Genomic DNA, 19,420 nt, shown 5'->3' with positions numbered 1-19,420 from the left:
CCACTTATTTCACTAAATCCACTCTTAAATAAAAACAACATGAAACGTATAATTTTGTCAATGGCTATTGTATTCGGTACCTGTGCATTTGCACAAGAGAAGAAATCTGATACGGCAAAAACAAAAAACATAGAAGGTGTTACCATCACAAAGCAGGTTTTCAAAAAGCAAAGTGACCGTTTTGTATACGATGTGGCAGCATCACCAGTTGCCAAAGGAAACACCACCTTTGACCTTTTAAAACAAACTCCTTTATTATCTTCTACAGATGATAAAACATTAAAAATAGCAGGAAAAAACAATGCACTGGTCTATATCAACGGAAGAAAAAGCAATATGGACTCTGAGTCACTGGCTCAGTTTCTGAAAAATACTCCGGCTGAAAATATCCAGAAAATAGAAGTGATTACTGTTCCCGGCAGCGAGTATCAGGTAGAATCTTCTGATGGAATCATCAATATCGTTTTAAAGAAAAAAATGAGTGACGGTCTCAATGGAAACATGAGAATGTCTAACACAACCAATAAGTATAACGGAAGCCAGGCAAGTTTCTCAGCCAATTACAGAAAAGATAAACTGGGAGTAAGTGCCAGTCTTAGCGGCGGTGAAAATATCGAAGCACAAACCTATACCCTGAGAAACGGAACTTCAACAACTTCCAACGAATCTACCGGAGATATTGACGATCCGAATAAAAACATAGGAGGTTATCTGAATATTGATTACCAGCTGAACGACAAAAGCAACCTTGCCTTATCATGGAATACATGGGCCAATAAAAGTTATAATTCAACGGTAGATTTATTTAATACCATAAAAAAAACGAATACGGAATATACGTGGTCTAAAAACAGAGAGAATACACGATCTTATAACAATTCTGTGAATTTAAACTATGAATTAAAAACAGATTCTCTGGGCAGTAAACTGAATGTAAATGCGGCTTATCTCAACTACAGAAGATTTCAGTTCACGGATAACCAAACCTTTAATTCGGATATTGACAGAGTGTTAGGAGCAAGAACAAAACAAGTTATTCAGGACCTTCCGCAGATCATTAATAATTTCTCCGGAATGGTGGATTATAATCAAAAGTTTAAAAATGATCTTACCGTTTCCGTCGGTGGAAATTATAACAAGACTAAAACAGATAACGATTCTAAAAACATCACTTATTCATTTAATCCCGTAACAGCTCCGGATTCAAGACCCAACCATTTTATCTATGATGAAAACATCTACGGAATGTATCTTACCGTTGAGAAAAAAATTTCCGACAAGCTTTCAGGAAAAGTAGGTGCCAGATACGAGATCACCAACAGTCTTGGAACGTCTGACAACGCTCCCACAGAAGCCCTTAGAAGAATTGAGAGAAATTACAAAAACATTCTTCCTTATCTAAGTCTGAATTACGCGATTAATGACAAAAACAATATTTCCTATTCCTTTTCAAGCAGAATGAGAAGGCCAAGTTTCTGGGAACTTAATCCGGTCAAAAATATTCTGACCGATGACAATTATACTCAGAACGATCCGTTTGTAAAGGCCTCTTCCAACTACAATCAGGAACTTACCTATATGTACAGAAATTCGTATTTCCTGATTTTAAACCATTCTTACATTCAGGACGTCATTACACAGGTTCCGCTTCAGGGATATCCGGTATCGCCTGATGGTAAAATTGGTGATAATCCTGCATTACGATATATCAGAACCAACTTTGGAAATAAGCAGGAAATGTCGGCCATGGTAGGTATCCAGAAGTCGTTTTTCAAACAGTACTGGACAACCAATTTCAATATCGGAGTGCAGCATAATATCAACAACGGAAGTCTTGATACTGATCCTACAACCGGAGACCGCTTCAAAGATCAAAAAGGGCCTAATGGAAACTTTATTACCTACACCAATAAAACCAATTCTACCAGTCTTCTGATCCAGACCAATAATACCATCCGTCTTGATAAAAAGAAAACATGGTTCTTCGGACTTAATTATTTCTTTGTTGACAAACAGCAGATTGAGCTTGGTTCACTGAAAAACTTAATGAGTATGGATCTCAGTCTTAAAAAAATGTGGAACGACTGGACTTTTGCAGTGAATGTAAATGATGTACTGAATACTAATATTGTTAAAATTGAAGACTTTCAGGAGAACGGAAATTATAATTATATCCACCAGAACCGTTACAACAGAAGTTTAATCGTAAGCTTTACCTACAATTTCGGAAACCAGAAAGTGAAAAAGGTAAGAGACATCGAAGGGGCATCAGATGCCATCAAAAGCAGAACAAGATAGAGAATTATCTTTCTTCATATTTAATTATTCTTACGGTATCCGCTGATTCTTTTCAGCGGATTTTATATATTTAATCATTATGAAAAAAGATATAAAAATTATTTTGATATCCCTCAGCCTCTTTTTTCTATGGACAGCTTGCAAAGAAAAAAAGATAAAGCTTGGTAAAGATATCCACTTTGATAAGGAGGAAAATATTCACTATGGAAACAATCCAGAGCAGGTTATGGATCTATATATTCCATCTGCACGAACGAATAAAGAAAAGGATGTTTTTATTATGATTCATGGTGGAGGCTGGAGGGCTGGAGATAAATCGCAGCTCACCTTTTTCACACTCTCTATGATGCAGAAATTTCCTGATCATATTTTTGTTAATATGAACTACAGACTTGCTTCAGTTACGAACTTTGGACTTCCAAATCAAACTAATGATATTAAAAAGGTAACTGAATTATTAAAAAATAAACTGGGCTACAATCCCAATTTGATTTTATCAGGCAACAGCGCCGGAGGCCATTTATCGATGTTGTATGCCTACAAGTTTGATGCGGATAAAAAAGTAAAAGCAGTGATAAATATTGTGGGTCCGGCAGATCTGTCTGATCCGGGGTTTAAAAACTATCAGGAATATTCTTTTGTGGAAAGCAGACTTGTGGCTCCTGAAATAATTCAAACCGAAATATCAAAGATAGGTTTTGCCAGTCCTGTGAAATGGATAAAAAGCGATTCCCCTCCTACTTTGTCTTACTATGGAAGTTTGGACCGTGTAATTCCGTCTACACAGGAAAAAAGGCTGGATTCAGCATTGACTGCCAACCATATTATCCATGAATCTTATCAATTTAATGGAGGACATCTGGACTGGGATAAACATCCAAATGATCAATTCCTTATCAATAAAATAGAAACATTTCTCCAAAAACACACAAAAAATAACACGTCCTGATATTTCAAAACGTGTTATTCTTCTATATTTAATTTGAAATTTATTCGGATTTTGCAACGGCTGTTCTTTCAGAAACACCATTCGCGTTGAAAGCTTCAATCTGGAAATAGTAAGCATCCGTTCTGTCTGCTCCGGTAAAGAAATACTCATTCTTTCCGTATACCATGATGCTTCCGTATAATTTATCGGGAGACTTTCCAAAATAGATTACATAGCCGTCTGCATCAGGGTTCTGCTGCCACTTCATCCAGATACTTCTTCTTTCACCATACTTCTTTGGATCAGCTCTCAGAGGAACAAACCCTTCCACTTTAGCAGGCTGTTTTCCTGCTCCTTTTCCAAATACTCTGAAACCGCTTAATGCAAATTTTCCTGTTGGCATTTTAAGGTTTTCCATTTTAAGGAAACGGGCTTTTGCAGGCTGTTCAAGTTCTATATAGTCGTGAGGAACATCTTTCATGTTTTTACTTTTATCCACAATCACATTCCATTTTTTCCCGTCATTGGAGCCATAGATCTTATATTGATGCATTTTCCCCAACGTTTTTCCCATAAATTCTGCATCCTGATCCGCATAATTGATCTGAATAGCATTAATTGTCGAAACTTCCCCAAGATCCGTCTGGAACCATTCCCCGGAATTTCCTGTCTTAGCACTCCAGTAGGTTTTGATATCTTCATCTACCGCATAGTTGGGCTGATACCCTCCCAAAGTAGATGAAACCTGCACCGGTTTATTATAGTTCAACAGCATCCATCCGGCAAAAAGACCTTTAGTAAAATCTTTTCCCTGTGCATATTGCGGAAGATAAGTCGGATAATCGCCATAAGCCGTGTTACAGTACATCACATCATCTTTATCAAATCCTGCCGGCCAGATTCCCAGTCTTCTTTCAAAATTATTTTTAGTTGAAATAAAGATGGTCGAAACATGCCACCAGTTTTTGTAATTGTCTTCAAATGTCGCTCCGTGCCCTGCACCTCTTGCAAAGCCTCCCGGTTTATAAGAGAACGGATTATGCTGTTGATATTCGAAGCCTTCCAAAGGATTTTTGCTCACATATACTCCATCGGAATAGCCGCTGAATTCTGTTGCCGGAGCACCATACTGCATATAATATTTCCCGTTATGCTTCGTCATCCACGCTCCTTCTACAAAAGGCTGCAGAAAAACATTATCATTGTATTCCCCAAACCTTTCCCAACCGTGGTCTTCAGGTTTTAGCTTAATAATAGGCTTAACAAAGCCTTCGGACTGAAGGTTTTTTACTTTCACTTCTGTTCCCAGCAATGGCCATTCATTGCTTGAACCCCAGTACAGATATAATTTATTCTTGTCTTCATCATAATGGAATGCAGGATCCCATGCTCCTACTTTTAAAGTATCCACTGCAATTTTCCAGTCGTCTTTGGTGGGATTAGTACTTTTCCAGATCGGGAAATCCTGTTCCCAGGTAGAGCCATACACATACAAAGTATCTTTCATTGCCCAGACTGCCGGGGCATTAAGATCATGGATGTATTTGTTATCTCTGAGGAATTTCCTTTTTACAAACTTCCAATCCAGCATATCATCACTGTACCAGTATCCTTCCTGATTGGTAGAAAAAAGGAAAAGTTTATTTTTAAAATTGACAATTACCGGATCTGCTGTAGCACGGTGCTTTCCCTGCTTGGAAAAGGCTTCAAAAGGGGTATATCCGTAATCGATATTGATAGGATTACAGAAAGTTTTCTGCTGGGCTCCAACAATAATTCCCATAAAAATTGTTAATGATAAAAAATATTGTCTCATTTTCAGATTTTAAACGTTCCGGACAAAGTTAACTAACTTTTTTTGGTTTTCTCCAAATAAAGCCGTCCAGAAGATAATGAGTGAGTTGCGGAACAACCAATAAAGGAACCAGAAACTGAAAGAGATTTTCTGAGATTACCATATTCAGGGAAAAGTGCTCATTCCAGACAAGCGTTTCCCACAAAAATTCTTCGAGAAAGGCAAACAATAAAATGACTCCGACAAATAGGAAGATTCCTGAAAAGGATTTAAAAATCTGCATCCGGTTCAGCTGATGATTTTCTTTTTGCTTTATTTCCCGGATATAGATCAATGCGATATAAGGAATCCCGTGAGAAACTACATTCAGAAACGTAAAAAGGAGATCATTGTTAAAGTAGATAATTCCGAAATACCAGGAAAGAAAAGTTCCCGTGATCAGTGCTGTTTTCGGAATGTTAATTTTTCTTGTTTTAAAGGCTTCAACAACAGTTTTAATAATCCAAATAATCAGAATGGCAAAATAGATAACGGTAATTATAGGAACATAATCCGGAAGATTCTGAAGCCAGTCAAACTCATTGTTGACAAACCAGGTGAAGGCACGGGGCGTTTTAAACCAGTACAGCATCGGATAAATCGTTGCGGAGTAAACGGCTACCTCATCTATTCTTTTGCTCCAGTTATTCGGTTCAAAGCGCGCATAGATTCTCATAAAACCGTATTGCTGCCGTATAAAATGAAAAACGGCAATCAATGCCAGTACTGACCAGAATGTCAGGCTACCCAACTGGAACAGGATCATTCCCAAGATCCAGCTCAAAACAGGAATTCCCAGATACAGCAGTTTATTTTTCTGTATTTCTCCCTTTACGAAATACGTTTTGAACAGCGTAGAATATACATGAGCCACATCCACAAAAACGATCAGGAAAAGCCATGTGTAAAAGGAATAATGATTTTCCAGCCCCTGAATCTGTTTCTGAAAGAGAAAGATAATCATCAATACCAGAAAAGGCGGTGATAAAATAAACCACCAGTCTGTTTTTGCATTATGTATCCACGGTTGTTTCATTGTTGTATTTTACATCATTTGTTCTGCAGTCCGGATTCCCTGATAGAAAGCTTCTTCAAAAATAGATATTCCCGAAAGATCGGAATGGGCAAAGAAAATTTTGTTTCCTATCGGTTCTTTCGCTTTTTGAGTTTCTTCTCCAAAAATCTGGTTGGGAACCGGAGCAATCATTGCATGTCCTATTTTATGGAACTGCATTTCCAGAATGAAATCTTCTATCAATGGATGGGCTTTCTTCAAATCATCCAAAACTAAAGTTTTAAGTTCAGATTCTTTCATGGCATACAGCTTTTTCCTCGCTTTTTTGCAATCTGCAGTTGAAAAACTCTTATAGTGGGTAATTACTTTTTCACCTATAATCTGGTCCAGATTCTGATGTTGGTCAAAAATATACCCCAATCCGGAAGTCCCGTAGATCACATTATCCCAGGCCAGCTCTTCATCTCCTCCGAATTCATTCTTCAGCGTAATGGTGCTTAAAAGCCACGGAACATAACGAAATGATGATCCTCTTTTTTGATTAAAAATTCTTTCATTCACAAATTGTGGGGTTGCAAACAATACTTTATCTGCAATGATCTTCTTCGTTTTCTTTTGGGTATTATCAAAACTTAAAACCTCGACTTTATCATTGATTTTAATATCAAAAACCAGATTTCCCGGCAAATGTTTTCCCTCCGTATATTTTGAAAAATGCTTTGCCAGTCTTGCATTTCCTTCCGGCCAGGTGAATACCTGATCTTTATATTTTGTGCTCCAGTTATTTTTTCTTCCTGCAAAATAATGAATGCCTGCCCATGCTGAAACATAGCCAATTCCCAGGCCGAAATCGTCTCTGCAGGAATAATCCAGCAGCCAGAGAAGTTCTTCCGAATAGAAGTTATTTTCTGTGAGCCAGTCTTTAAAAATGATTTTTTCAAGCTTTACCACCTCATCTTCTCTGCTGGAGTCATGTACCGGAATAGCAAACCAATATCTTCCTTGAATGTCTTTCTTTGCACGAAATTCATCCATCAGTTTAAAAAAGCGGGCAAGCTCTTGCTGGGTTTGCGCTGAAATTCCTCTTTGCGGAACAATATCGTTCTGCCAGGCATTTTTATAAAACAGTCTTTCCTGTTGTGGAAAAGTCATTTGATATTCATCAAGGATGGGTTCTCCGTTATCCTCAGTTCCTAAGCAGATTTCACACTCTTTCAGAAAGTCGATGATTTCTGTATTCTCTTTGTTCGGTAATGGTAAATAATGAGCGCCTAAAGGAAATTTTGAAAATGAATTCTGTCCGTTGGAAGAATTGCCGCCAAGATGGTTTTCCATTTCCAGAATAAGATAATTCTGTTCATGATGCTGGCTGAAGAACCTGCACGCTGAAAGTCCGGAAATCCCTCCCCCGACAATAAGATACTTAGTGTGGATAACTTCTGAAAACTGTGGAAAATCTTTTGCCCATAATCTATGCCCGAGAACATGATTGGTCCCTGTGATCTTTAACAGCAAAGCTTTTACTTTCTTTCCGCAATACTGCAAAAAAGGAAGCATAAGGCTACCTAAAAATATAGTTGTAAGAAAATCTTTTCTACTGTACTTTCCCCCACTCTTCATCGAAATAACGGACTAGTATCTGGTTATCCAGACGGTTAACTTCTACTTCTTTCACTTTCATATCTTTATTGAAATAAGACATCTGTGAAAAATTGTAATCATAATATTTTAATCCAGGCAGCTTTCTGTAGATCCTGTTGTTGATGGGTTCAAATGAAGCCATCGTGAATCCCCATTCTCCAAAAGATGGAACATAGGTGTGATACGCTGCTGTGAATGGAAAGATCTGATTGATCGTTTTTTCAATACACCAGAAAGATTTTGGTGCAAAATAAGGAGAAGTGGTTTGTACCACAATCCTGGTATCAAGAGTTGTCAATCTCTCCAGTTCTTTATAAAACTGCAGGGAATAGAGTTTTCCTAAGCTGTAATTCGACGGATCAGGAAAGTCGATGATGATGACGTCAAATTTCTTTTTGCTGTCTTTTACCCAGATGTAAGCGTCTTTATTGATCACCTCCACTTTAGGATTGGAAAGTGAGCTTTGGTTCAGTCTTCGCATGGTTTCATTGGTCTTGAAAAACTGAGTCATTTCCCCGTCAAGATCTACAAGGGTTACTTTTTTAACATCTTTGTATTTTAAAACTTCTCTTGCTGCGAAGCCGTCACCTCCTCCCAAAATCAGGACATTATCAATGTTTTTCGCCATCGACATAGCAGGATGTACCAAAGCTTCATGATAACGGTATTCATCTGTGGAAGAAAACTGCAGGTTATTATTTAAATATAAACGAAACTCGTGCGTATTCCTCGTTAAAACGATTCTTTGATAGGGTGAACTTTTAGTATAAACCACATTTTCGCCATATAGTTTTTCTTCAGAATAAGATAGAATCGTATCTGAAAAAAAGAAAAGTCCCAGCAAGAAGGCAAATGCCGCGATAGATTTTATTTTCAGGGATAAGGGTTTTGATAATTCCTTTGTAAGATAATAGCAGAGGAATATTGCAATGGAAATATTGATTAATCCAAAAAATAAAGGGGTTTTGACAATTCCTAATTTTGGAATCAAAACCAATGGAAAAAGAATCGATGCCAATAAAGCCCCGATATAATCGAATGCAAAGACATTTGAAACTAAATCTTTAAATTGTACCCTGTCTTTTAAAATATTCATCAGAAGCGGGATTTCCACTCCTACAAGACATCCGGTGAAGAATACAAAGAGATAGAGAACGCTTTCAAAATGTGCGAGTGTATTAAAAAGAATAAACAGCACTACAGAGCTGATTCCGCCTACGATTCCTACAAGGATTTCGATCTCAATGAATTTATCAATAAGATTTCCTTTGATGAATTTCGCAAGATAGGAACCTACTCCCATTGAAAAGAGATACACTCCGATAATGAAAGAAAACTGCTTTACAGAGTCTCCTAAAAGATAGCTCGCCAAGGCTCCGGCCACCAGCTCATAAATCAATCCACATGTAGCAATGACGAATACTGAAAACAATAAAAGCAGCTCAAGAGGAATCCTCTTCTTATCCATGAATTGCTGCGCTTATGATCATTGAAATTCCGATAATAAATGCCCCGAAAACAATAGCAATGGCTATATTTTTGTTCTGGGCGATCTCGTGCCATGTTTTTTCAGGAGTCAGTTTTTCAATAATGAAATAACATACAAGTAAAATGGCGATTCCTAAAAATGAATAAAGAACCGAGTTTAGTATGGGTAAGAAATTGATGTTGTCCATAGTTTTATATTTTTATTTGTGATAGTATCTGTAGAATCCTACTCTGGAATGACTTCTTGTGGTTCCGTCGCGGTATGTTTCCGTTTTGGCACAGTCGCAGACCTGATTTCCCCGGTACGTAAGGTATACAAACCAGGTCAGGAAAAATCCTCCGATCAGGCAGAGTATCCAGTTTTGTCTTATGTAATTGGTTATATTAGTTATCATTGGCAGGATAAGGTGAGTTTGAACTATTTTTCCATTTGTTTACATTAAAGTAATGTTTTCCTATCCACATCGCCACAAACAGAGCAATCATTATAAACAAAATAATTCCGAAGTTCCAGAATGAAACGGGAAGCCAGGTTGCTTTAAGCTGTACATAGGTGTTGCTTGAAATGAGGTCTGTAGTAAGTCTAAGGGCTTCAGTATTAATCAGGGAATCCAGTTTCTGAGTTCCGAACGATGCTTTGGCAAGTCTGATTACTTCTGATGTATCTTTTTCCAGCGTCTGTCCGTCTGTAAAAGTTTTGGTCTGCACCTTGAATATATCAGTAACCTCAATTGTTCCTGATTTATCCCATGAAATCACGACCTTCGAATCAGGAGATGTAAGACCTGAAAATGAGGGTAAGCCTCCTTCTTTTTCGGCGGAAATAATGAAATGATATTTCCCGGAGCCCACTCCACACAGGTTAAAATCTTCGGATTGGCTTCCTTCTGTCCAGCTCTCTCCGCCTTCGTACCCATGATACTGTTCGATATCTTTGGAGGTATAGATAATTTCGTTGGTATTCTCGTTTACAAGACTTAGCTGAACATTCGCCCAGGAATTATCAACACCTGAAAATGCATTCACTTTTAATGGTGCAGAACCTCCTGAAAGGGTAAAACTTTTGCTGACCATTTCTTTGTCTTTTACATCTGCAAAATTGATGGTCTCTGCAAAAACGGTTTCGTTCGTTCTTGAAGTGTAGACGTACATCTGGAGCAGGCAAATCATTAATGCAGCCACACAAAAGATGTTCACGGCTTGCCTGATATCGAAATAATAGGGCTGAACAATCCCTATTCCTGTATAATTGGGCAGATTAGCTATTTTAAAAGCTTTCTTAACTTCATATTTTGAAATGTGAACTCCATAAAAATACTGGCTTTTCTTACCGGTCTTCTCCTGAGAGATCATACGCGTTCCATTGACATATTCTTTGTAGGTCGCAATGCTGAAATCCAGATGTTCATCAAAAAATCCGGCAGCCGCATCAATAGTGCATGGAGTATTTTCGTACCAACGGTAGGTTCGTCCGAGATAGGTTGGAAATTTTGAATCCTTGCCTTTAAAATCATCAGGATGCATAGAGATCAGGAAAACCCAATGTCCATCACTCTCACTCAGGAAAGCATCATTTCCTTTGCTGTCTTTTAAAGAATATTCCCGCCAGAAAATACTGTTTCCGTATTTTTTAACAGTAATCGCAACGACTGTATATTCCGTACCGTCAATTTTTCCTTTTTGTCCGATATCCAATACAACATTTTCCGTTGGGACTTTCAGATGTTTAATTTTTTTGTTCCAGGCTACATCAATGAGATAAGAACAGGTATCGCAAACATATTCTTCAACAGGAAAGGTGAGATCTAATGTATTTTCGGATTCGCATGCTGGGCAGACATAGTGCATTTTTATCTGTAAATTTTGTGTTTTTGAATGGTATTAGCTTTAAAATACTGAACCACCTCATCTGCAATCTGCTCTACTTTCTCCGTATTGTCCTGAGTATAATTACAAAGAAATACATCAAAGGTAAGCTGTTTAAATTCCGGCCACGTGTGGATACAAAGGTGAGATTCTTTAAGGATCACTGCGGAAGTAAAGCTGTCGTTCTCAAAAATATGATTGGTTACTCCTACAATTTCCACCTCCCTGGCTTTCAGAATTTCTTCTGTAAACAGCAGAAAACCTTTGCTGTCTAATAACAAATCTTCTGACTCTGTTTCCAAAGTCAGAAGAATATGTAAACCTTTACTTGATAATGGGTTCAATTAATTTTTTTTGGTAAATATATTATTTTTTTGGAAGAAAAACCTCAGCAAGCATACATCTTGCGCTTCCTCCGCCATTTACTTCAATGGTATTCAGGTCTGAATAGATAATTTCGCAGTATTTTTCAATAGCAGCTACCTGTTCCGGAGTTAAAGAATGGTAAGCAGTCTGGCTCATGACCAGGAATTTTTTTCCTTCTTTATTCTGAACCTGAAGCATATTTCCGGCAAACTGCTGTATCTGTTCTTCAGAAATCTCAATGATTTCTTTTCCGGATCCTTTAATAACTTCCAATACTTTTCCTCTTTCAAGTTCATCATCAATACAGTCAAGGCAGATTACAACAAATTTATCGGCTACACACATCATTACATTGGTGTGATAGATTGGAAGTCTTTCTGTGCCTACAGTCTGGAAAGAATGGAATACAACGGGAGTAAATCCGTATTTTGTACAGAATTCTCTGAACAGTTTTTCATCCAGCCTCAAAGAAACAGAGCCGTAAGCAATTTTGTTATCGTGATCAAAAATCATACTTCCTGTTCCTTCCAGAAAGTGTCCCTGGGTTTCAGAGAAAGACCAGTCATCAATTTCAGCCACTTCAAACCCTTGATCTTTGATACTTTCGATAATATCTTCTCTTCTTTCCACTCTTCTGTTGGAAGCGAACATCGGGTACAAAACCACTTTTCCGTCTTTATGGAAACTTACCCAGTTATTCGGGAAAATAGAATCCGGAGTGTGGGGATCCAACGTATCTTTTATAGTGATCACATTAATTCCCTTTTCTCTCAGCTTTCCGACAAAGGTGTTGAATTCTGCCAACGCTTTTGACTGGATGTCAGAGCCTGTCTGTTCTACCTGGAAATAATTATTTTTCGCTGTTTCAGCGTTGTAACCGAATGCAATCGGTTCTATCATTAATACTGTATCTGTTGTTTGCATTTTTTTGATTTAAAAATTAAAAGATTGAAAGATTAAAAGATTGAAAGATTAAAAACCCCCACTCCCAAACACTAAAACTCTCCAACTCAATTACTCTCTCACAAGTGGCATTGTAGAGCATCTCAGCAAGCCTCCCATTTTAGAGATTTCTCTGTAAGGAATTTCTTCAACAGTCATTCCCCACTCGTTTCTCAGGTGGTCATTCATTCTTGTGAATGCTTTGTCCGAAACGACAACATCAGGAGAAATGGAGAAAATATTCGGGAACATTTCAAACATTTCTTCATCATTGATATGGAAACAGTTTTCTTCTCCAAAAATATCAATGATTAAACGATAGTCGCTTTCATCTACAAATCCGTTTTTATAAATAATACATTTGTCTTCACCTACCGGATTAAATGTACAATCCAAATGAAGAATGCCTTCAAAAGGAACCTTATCGTTTTTCTTCAGTTCCAGGTCAATGATTCTTTTCTTCGGAAAATATTCTTTTAATATTTCAATGGCATATTCATTGGTTCTTGCCGTCTTATAGTTTCTGTAATCTTCACTGAAGCAGGTTCCGATGAAAAGGAAATCATTCCATACGATCACATCACCTCCTTCGATATGTGCAGTTTCGGGAAGATTGATGATCTTTCTCCATGCTACTTTTTCAAAAACGCTTTTATAGGCTTCCTGCTCGTCTGCTCTGTCTGCAATCACATTGGAAATGATCATTTTATCATCAATTACAAAGGCTACATCTCTTGAAAAAACCTGATTGTAATCTTTGATGATGCTGGGACGCAGTACTTCAACGCCATACTTTTTTAAAACCGCTTCAAAAGCGTTCATTTCATTAATAATATCCTCTTCTTTAGGATAAATGTTGTGCTCGATTGAGTAATATGACTTTGCGTCATAACTTTCCTCTAGTGTGGGAACAGGCCCCAATGAATTAGGCTGGCCCAGAACTACTGACTTCAGCCTGCCCGTTTCGTTTTTAATGTTTAGTCTCATAAAGATTTATGCAATACTACAAATATAAGTAAAGGTCTCTACCTGTAAAACTTTTGGATTATTTTATGTATTAAATTTGGTTCCCAAAATCAACACCCTTCGGCAAAATTTGCTTGTATGCAGTGCCAACTTTAGTGAATAGTTCCAAAAACATCTACAACTTACTATTTTTCATCTACATAAGAACAAAAAAATAGATAATCATATTATTTAATTTCCTATATTAGTGATATAATTTTCGCGAAATTATAAACCGTAAAATTGAACTATTAACACCAAAAATCAAGTCATGAACAAGAACAATCCGGTGCTGAAAAACGCACAAAAGTTAGGAAGAGATCAACAAAAATCCGTAATGGGAGGCGCTCCAATCTCAACAGGCAGAAGATGCTGTGAATGGGATGATGCAGGAAACTGTTATATCTGGACTTGCGACAGATGCCAATGTCCTTAATAAACAAAGAAAGCCTGCTTTTTTAAGCAGGCTTTCTTATTGAGCTAATTGATATAAATAAAAAATCCCAAAGCGTGCTTTGGGATTTTTTTATGATGTAAGCAAATATTATCTGCTTGCAATATCGATGTAGTTTCTTTGCTGAGCACCTTGGTAAACCTGTCTTGGTCTTCCGATCGGGTCTCCTTTCAGTCTCATTTCTTTCCACTGAGAAATCCATCCCGGAAGTCTTCCTAATGCAAACATTACGGTGAACATTTCTGTAGGAATTCCTAAAGCTCTGTAGATGATACCTGAGTAGAAGTCTACGTTTGGATATAGTTTTCTTTCTACGAAGTATTCGTCTTCCAGCGCTACTCTTTCCAGCTGCATTGCAATGTCAAGAGCTTTATCCTGGATACCTAATGCTTTAAGGATATCGTCAGCAGCTTTCTTGATGATTTTCGCTCTTGGGTCGAAGTTTTTGTACACTCTGTGTCCGAATCCCATTAAACGGAAGTTATCATTCTTATCTTTAGCTTTAGCAACATATTTAGATACATCACCACCGTCTTTCTCGATAAGTTCAAGCATTTCGATTACAGCCTGGTTAGCACCACCGTGAAGCGGCCCCCAAAGGGCAGATACTCCGGCAGAGATAGAAGCGAAAAGACCTGTGTGGGCAGAACCTACCATTCTTACTGTAGAAGTAGAACAGTTTTGTTCGTGGTCTGCGTGAAGGATTAATAATTTATCTAAAGCATTTACAACTACCGGATCGATTTCGAAATCAGCGTTTGGTAATCTGAATGCCATTTTGTAGAAGTTCTCTACATAGTTCAGGTTGTTATCACCATGGTTTAATGGTAAGCCCTGAGTTTTTCTGTAAGTCCATGCACAAAGGTGAGAAAACTTAGCGATCATAAGCTCAGCAGCGTGATCCATTTCTTCTTTAGAGTTTACGTTAACGGCTTTCGGGTTGAAAGCTGTTAAAGCAGACGTTAAAGAAGATAAAACTCCCATAGGGTGAGCAGAGCGAGGAAAAACATCAATGATTTTTTTCATTTCGTCTGCGATGAAGTTATATTTTTTAATATTGTTGTCGAATGAAGTAAACTGATCCTGAGTAGGTAATTCTCCATGTAATAAAAGATACATTACTTCAGTGAAGTTAGATTTTTCAGCAATCTGCTCGATTGGATAACCTCTGTAGAATAATTCTCCTTTATCTCCGTCTAAGTAAGTGATGTCGCTAATAGTAGCTCCTGTATTTTTGTAACCTAAATCCAGAGTGATTAAACCTGTCTGGTCTCTTAATTTTGAAATATCAATCCCTCTGTCTCCGATAGTACTATCCACGATTGGATATTCATATGAATTACCGTCGTAATTCAATATTACTTTGTTGTCTGACATTATTTATTTATTTTTTTTAAATATACCACTTTCCATAAAATACGGCAAACTAAAAATTTCGCTTGCCGTTATTTATAAATTCGATTAATTATCTTTTGATTTTAAAAGCTTCCAACCCTGGGAAAATTGCAGTTTCGCCTAAAGCTTCTTCAATTCTTAATAACTGGTTGTATTTTGCCATTCTGTCTGATCTTGAAGCTGAACCGGTTTTGATCTGTCCACAGTTCATTGCTACTGCTAAATCAGCAATTGTAGAATCTTCAGTTTCTCCTGATCTGTGAGACATTACTGAAGTGAATTTGTTATTCTGAGCCATCTGTACAGCAGCCATTGTTTCAGAAAGAGAACCAATCTGATTTACTTTTACAAGGATAGAGTTCGCAATATTTTCTTTTACTCCTCTGGATAATCTTTCTACGTTGGTTACAAATAAATCATCTCCTACCAGCTGTACTCTGTCACCAATTTTATCTGTTAACATTTTCCAACCTTCCCAGTCGTTTTCCTGCATACCATCTTCGATAGAAATGATTGGATATTTTGCAGCCAGTTGCGCTAAGTAAGAAACCTGCTCGCTGCTTGAAAACTGAGCTGCGTCCGGAGTCTGGAATTTTCTGTAATCATAGATTCCATCTTTGTAGAATTCCGAAGCCGCACAGTCAAGTGCCAACATAATATCGTCACCTGGCTTATAACCTGCTTTTTCAATAGCTTGAAGTAAAGTATCCAAAGCATCTTCAGTTCCTTTGAAAGTTGGTGCGAAACCACCTTCATCACCTACCGCAGTAGATAAACCTCTTGAATGAAGAATAGATTTTAGGTTGTGGAAAATTTCAGTTCCTTTTCTCAATGCATGAGAGAAAGAATCAGCTTTTACCGGCATAATCATGAATTCCTGGAATGCGATAGGAGCATCTGAGTGAGATCCACCGTTGATTACATTCATCATTGGAACAGGAAGTGTGTTGGCGTTCACTCCACCTACATATTTATAAAGAGGCATTCCCAATTCTGCAGCAGCAGCTCTTGCTACGGCCAGAGAAACACCAAGAATAGCATTGGCACCAAGATTTCCTTTGTTAGGCGTTCCATCAAGATCAATCATAATCTGATCGATATAGTTTTGTTCAAAAACCGGCTGTCCTACTAAATTCTCTGCAATTACTTCTTTTACATTTTCAACAGCTTTCAGAACTCCTTTTCCCAGATATTCTGAACCACCGTCACGTAATTCTACCGCCTCGTGTTCTCCTGTAGATGCTCCTGAAGGTACAGCTGCACGGCCCATTGCCCCGCTTTCTGTAAATACATCTACTTCAATGGTAGGATTTCCTCTGGAATCTAAAATCTGTCTTGCTTCTATGTAAGAAATTGCACTCATTTTTTAATTTTTTTAGTTTAGACAAATTTAATCAAAATTTAACTTTCAAGGGTATTTCACAGCATTTTTTTGAAATAAATCCAAGTTAAATTTTAGTTAATTTATATTATGATAATTCCCCATTTTTAAGGGAATGGATCAGGAATTAAAAAATGGAAGATCATAACAAAACTCACCTTGAAAAGTGAGCTTTATGATACGGTATAGGAGTTATTATTATTTTCTGGGCGTGGGAGATAAAAGACCGGCCAGGGCACCTATTGCTCCTGATGAAATCGTTGCAAATATAGTGACCAGCTGACTATCGGGAGTTTTCCCATTACCCCAGAAAGAGATAAGAATAAGACCTGCTATGATTGCAATAATTGCGAAGCCAAGCATGAGCACTATGATTCTGTAGATCCAGCAATCGGTGTCTTTCGGACTTCTTATTTCCACTTCTTTAATAGCTTCTATGGGATTGGTCCTGAATTTTTCCTGAAGATCACTGCTGTTTTTTAAAGCAGCTTCCAGATCTTCGATACTGTCGTTAATAAGAGTTTTCATGGCCTTTGATTTTATATCAAATTTCCCTCTAAAAAACGGACCAGTCAATTACACAAAAGGGTAATTTATAATTTTGTTTTGAAGACCAGACAGGTTCCGGGATTTCCGGAGATGATTGTACAATCGCCGGATAATTCGCTCATTCTTCGTTTCATATTTCTAAGACCGTTCCCTTCTTTATGGCCGTCGGAAATTCCCTTTCCGTTATCAGAGATTTTCATAGAAAAATTATTTTCTTCCTGCGAAAATGAAAGCTTCAGGCTGTTGGCATGGCTGTGTTTATAAACGTTATTAACGGCTTCTTTTAGACAAAGAAAGAGATTACGCCTCATTTCGGTGGAAATCGGTGTTTCTGCTATGATATTTTCATATTCTGAATACACGATTATTTTTGTTTTCTTCAAAAAGTTTCCGGTATAAAGGACAGCATAATCGATAAAGCTCCCCAATGTGTCATTTCCTGAATTCAGGCTCCACAGCATTTCTCTCATGGAAATATTCATTTCTTCGGAGGTTTTCAGAAGCTCATCGATATCGTTTTGCAGATCATCGTCTTGCGCTTTCTGTTTGAGAAATTCAGCCTGAAGCTTCAATGCAGAAATTCCGGCTCCAAGATCATCATGCATATCGTGGGAGATACGTTCCCGCTCCTGCTCCAGCACCTTTTGTTTTTCCAGTTCTTTCTGAAGAAGCTGGTTTTGATGTTCAGATTCTTTAAGCTGCTGCTGCTGAATAAAAAAAAGCTGTCTTTTGTTATACAGAACAACGATTAAAACAATAAAGATGACAAAAGTTATTAATAAAATAACAGCAATAATATAAGCCAATCTTATTGTATCCGGCAGTTGCTTCATATTGTGTTTTTATTTTCAAATTTCCATAAAGCAATATAGAACATTCCATACATAATGATATTTACACAATACTGCATCGCTTTCAGAATTTGCAGAAGCCCCGGATCATTATCCCGAAGAAAAAACATGGGTATAGATCTGAAAATAAAGAAAATACTCCAAAAAAGCAAACCACAGGAAACCCAGAAATGCGGATCGTCCAGAATTTTTATTTCGTCAAAATTCTTTAGTCTGATATACAACCAAACCAACACATTAATGATGAAATAAAAGCATACTAATATTCCTAATGTATTTTCATAGTTAGCACTATAAAACTTTATAAACAGAATAATATACACAAGTATGGCCATCAGAACATACCGGGAAAATACACTGATTTTTTTGGGGAAAATTTTAGCATAGTAGATACCAAAAAAAATAATCAAAAAAATGCTGTAATAATTAAACAGATAAGCAAAGTCAAATTCTTTATTGAATATTTTATAATGGCCATACAGCTCCAGACAAAGCGAAAGAAATAAAAATATCGCAAAATAGTTTTGGCTGGAAAGACCTTTCTTCCCAGCTAAAACTATGGACTTTACAGTAGCCGCCAGGAGTACTGCGATGTATATTATCTGGATTACCATTTTACGGATATAATGACCCCATATCGTAATATCCTTCGTCTGTACTAAAAACCAGTGTCATTTGTTTTTCATGGGTTTCAAAATGTCTATTATATTGGTCTTCGCGAAATTTATCGCCAAGATTATTTTCAAAAACGACTTTCTTCACATCACTGATCTCGCAAAGATTAATGATAAATGTCTCACTATCATCTTTTGACAGGGTATCTATCAGATCAACGATATGATAACTGATATAAAATGTATTATTTCGTCCTAAATAATTAGTCAATACCTGATGTCCGTTCTTAAGATAAAAATCATTAAGTGCTTTTACATTCTCATCGGAGATTTTCAGATCCTTAAGTGAAAGATCCTGCTTGGCATTAATGATAAGATAATTATGCTCATCAATGGTATTTTTCCCCTCTGTTTGCAAAGAGGCCACCATGTAGATCATCTTGTTTTCAGAATTAGGTGTAAGTCGCAACCTGGAATCCCGGGGATCTATCTGTACAAAAGTGAATGTTAAATAGGTCGCTTTAATATCATTCATGAGGTCACAAATATTTTTCAGTAATGAATGTTTTACAGCATAAATACCTCCGAGATTAAAATTCACATTTTGATTTTGCATAAATAGCAAAACTCCCCTTTTAGCACTGTCAATAAAACTTTTTGCCAGAATGTGACTAATGGGCCTCATTTCCGACACATCTTCAACCAGCTGTTCAAGTTTATTACCGATAGGGCCTTCTCTGTAAGCTAAATTGTCATCAAGGATTACCTGACTTGTTGCATTTGAATTTTCCAT

Annotated in this window: 19 protein-coding genes; 3 read left to right on the top strand and 16 right to left on the bottom strand. The window is 37.2% G+C overall.

Annotated features, from left to right (window positions below; genetic code table 11):
* Window positions 1–39 precede the first annotated feature (39 nt).
* Together FFS26_RS10950 and FFS26_RS10945 are read left to right on the top strand one after the other, a co-directional pair.
* A complete protein-coding gene (locus tag FFS26_RS10950) occupies window positions 40–2,298 on the top strand; it encodes a TonB-dependent receptor domain-containing protein (protein ID WP_137905038.1) in 2,259 nt (752 codons plus the stop codon).
* Window positions 2,299–2,377: 79 nt separating this feature from the next.
* Window positions 2,378–3,247: an alpha/beta hydrolase gene (locus FFS26_RS10945; protein WP_137905037.1), complete on the top strand. Its 870-nt coding sequence runs from the start codon at window positions 2,378–2,380 to the stop codon at window positions 3,245–3,247.
* A 40-nt stretch (window positions 3,248–3,287) separates the two neighbouring features.
* On the opposite strand, the gene FFS26_RS10940 is transcribed toward FFS26_RS10945, so the two are convergent.
* The 10 genes from FFS26_RS10940 to FFS26_RS10895 all read right to left on the bottom strand — a co-directional run bounded on the left by FFS26_RS10940 (window position 3,288) and on the right by FFS26_RS10895 (window position 13,365).
* Entirely contained in the window at window positions 3,288–5,042 is a 1,755-nt protein-coding gene (locus tag FFS26_RS10940) for a discoidin domain-containing protein (protein ID WP_137905036.1), read from the bottom strand.
* Between the two features lie 28 nt (window positions 5,043–5,070).
* Window positions 5,071–6,096 carry a hypothetical protein gene (locus tag FFS26_RS10935; protein WP_137905035.1) on the bottom strand — a complete coding sequence of 342 codons (1,026 nt, stop codon included), beginning with the start codon at window positions 6,094–6,096 and terminating at the stop codon, window positions 5,071–5,073.
* A gap of 9 nt (window positions 6,097–6,105) precedes the next feature.
* Window positions 6,106–7,632, bottom strand: coding sequence for an NAD(P)/FAD-dependent oxidoreductase (locus FFS26_RS10930; RefSeq protein ID WP_228449430.1), 1,527 nt, complete (start codon window positions 7,630–7,632; stop codon window positions 6,106–6,108).
* Between the two features lie 37 nt (window positions 7,633–7,669).
* The gene (locus FFS26_RS10925; protein WP_110008569.1) at window positions 7,670–9,184 is read right to left on the bottom strand and encodes a polyamine aminopropyltransferase; all 1,515 of its coding nucleotides are present in this window, start codon (window positions 9,182–9,184) and stop codon (window positions 7,670–7,672) included.
* Window positions 9,177–9,392 carry a DUF350 domain-containing protein gene (locus FFS26_RS10920; protein ID WP_110008568.1) on the bottom strand — a complete coding sequence of 72 codons (216 nt, stop codon included), beginning with the start codon at window positions 9,390–9,392 and terminating at the stop codon, window positions 9,177–9,179. Before FFS26_RS10920 ends, FFS26_RS10925 begins: the two co-directional genes overlap by 8 nt.
* Window positions 9,393–9,404: 12 nt before the next feature.
* Window positions 9,405–9,599: a hypothetical protein gene (locus tag FFS26_RS10915; protein ID WP_171006289.1), complete on the bottom strand. Its 195-nt coding sequence runs from the start codon at window positions 9,597–9,599 to the stop codon at window positions 9,405–9,407.
* Window positions 9,589–11,052 (bottom strand): DUF4178 domain-containing protein, encoded by a 1,464-nt coding sequence (locus FFS26_RS10910; RefSeq protein ID WP_137905033.1) that lies wholly within the window; start codon window positions 11,050–11,052, stop codon window positions 9,589–9,591. Before FFS26_RS10910 ends, FFS26_RS10915 begins: the two co-directional genes overlap by 11 nt.
* A 2-nt stretch (window positions 11,053–11,054) precedes the next feature.
* The gene (locus FFS26_RS10905; RefSeq protein WP_110008566.1) at window positions 11,055–11,414 is read right to left on the bottom strand and encodes an S-adenosylmethionine decarboxylase family protein; all 360 of its coding nucleotides are present in this window, start codon (window positions 11,412–11,414) and stop codon (window positions 11,055–11,057) included.
* 22 nt (window positions 11,415–11,436) lie between these two features.
* Window positions 11,437–12,360, bottom strand: coding sequence for a citrulline utilization hydrolase CtlX (gene ctlX / locus FFS26_RS10900; RefSeq protein ID WP_137905032.1), 924 nt, complete (start codon window positions 12,358–12,360; stop codon window positions 11,437–11,439).
* A gap of 90 nt (window positions 12,361–12,450) precedes the next feature.
* The gene (locus FFS26_RS10895; protein ID WP_110008564.1) at window positions 12,451–13,365 is read right to left on the bottom strand and encodes a dimethylarginine dimethylaminohydrolase family protein; all 915 of its coding nucleotides are present in this window, start codon (window positions 13,363–13,365) and stop codon (window positions 12,451–12,453) included.
* 289 nt (window positions 13,366–13,654) lie between these two features.
* On the opposite strand from FFS26_RS10895, the gene FFS26_RS22510 reads away from it, so the two are divergent.
* Window positions 13,655–13,819 carry a hypothetical protein gene (locus tag FFS26_RS22510; protein WP_156121335.1) on the top strand — a complete coding sequence of 55 codons (165 nt, stop codon included), beginning with the start codon at window positions 13,655–13,657 and terminating at the stop codon, window positions 13,817–13,819.
* Window positions 13,820–13,927: 108 nt separating this feature from the next.
* Here the strand turns inward: FFS26_RS22510 and FFS26_RS10890 are convergent, their stop codons facing one another.
* From FFS26_RS10890 to FFS26_RS10865, 6 genes are all read right to left on the bottom strand, one after another.
* A complete protein-coding gene (locus FFS26_RS10890; RefSeq protein WP_110008563.1) occupies window positions 13,928–15,214 on the bottom strand; it encodes a citrate synthase in 1,287 nt (428 codons plus the stop codon).
* Between the two features lie 88 nt (window positions 15,215–15,302).
* Window positions 15,303–16,595, bottom strand: coding sequence for a phosphopyruvate hydratase (gene eno / locus FFS26_RS10885; RefSeq protein ID WP_110008562.1), 1,293 nt, complete (start codon window positions 16,593–16,595; stop codon window positions 15,303–15,305).
* Between the two features lie 216 nt (window positions 16,596–16,811).
* Window positions 16,812–17,141 carry a hypothetical protein gene (locus FFS26_RS10880; protein WP_110008561.1) on the bottom strand — a complete coding sequence of 110 codons (330 nt, stop codon included), beginning with the start codon at window positions 17,139–17,141 and terminating at the stop codon, window positions 16,812–16,814.
* Window positions 17,142–17,206: 65 nt separating this feature from the next.
* Window positions 17,207–17,995, bottom strand: a complete 789-nt coding sequence (locus FFS26_RS10875) for a sensor histidine kinase (RefSeq protein WP_110008560.1) — start codon at window positions 17,993–17,995, stop codon at window positions 17,207–17,209.
* A complete protein-coding gene (locus tag FFS26_RS10870) occupies window positions 17,992–18,627 on the bottom strand; it encodes a hypothetical protein (protein ID WP_137905031.1) in 636 nt (211 codons plus the stop codon). Before FFS26_RS10870 ends, FFS26_RS10875 begins: the two co-directional genes overlap by 4 nt.
* A gap of 1 nt (window position 18,628) precedes the next feature.
* Window positions 18,629–19,420, bottom strand: a complete 792-nt coding sequence (locus tag FFS26_RS10865; RefSeq protein WP_137905030.1) for a hypothetical protein — start codon at window positions 19,418–19,420, stop codon at window positions 18,629–18,631.

Origin of the sequence: Chryseobacterium sp. 2VB (assembly GCF_005503635.1) — a bacterium.
GTDB lineage: Bacteria > Bacteroidota > Bacteroidia > Flavobacteriales > Weeksellaceae > Chryseobacterium > Chryseobacterium cupriresistens.
This window is presented reverse-complemented; position numbering and strand designations above follow the sequence as displayed.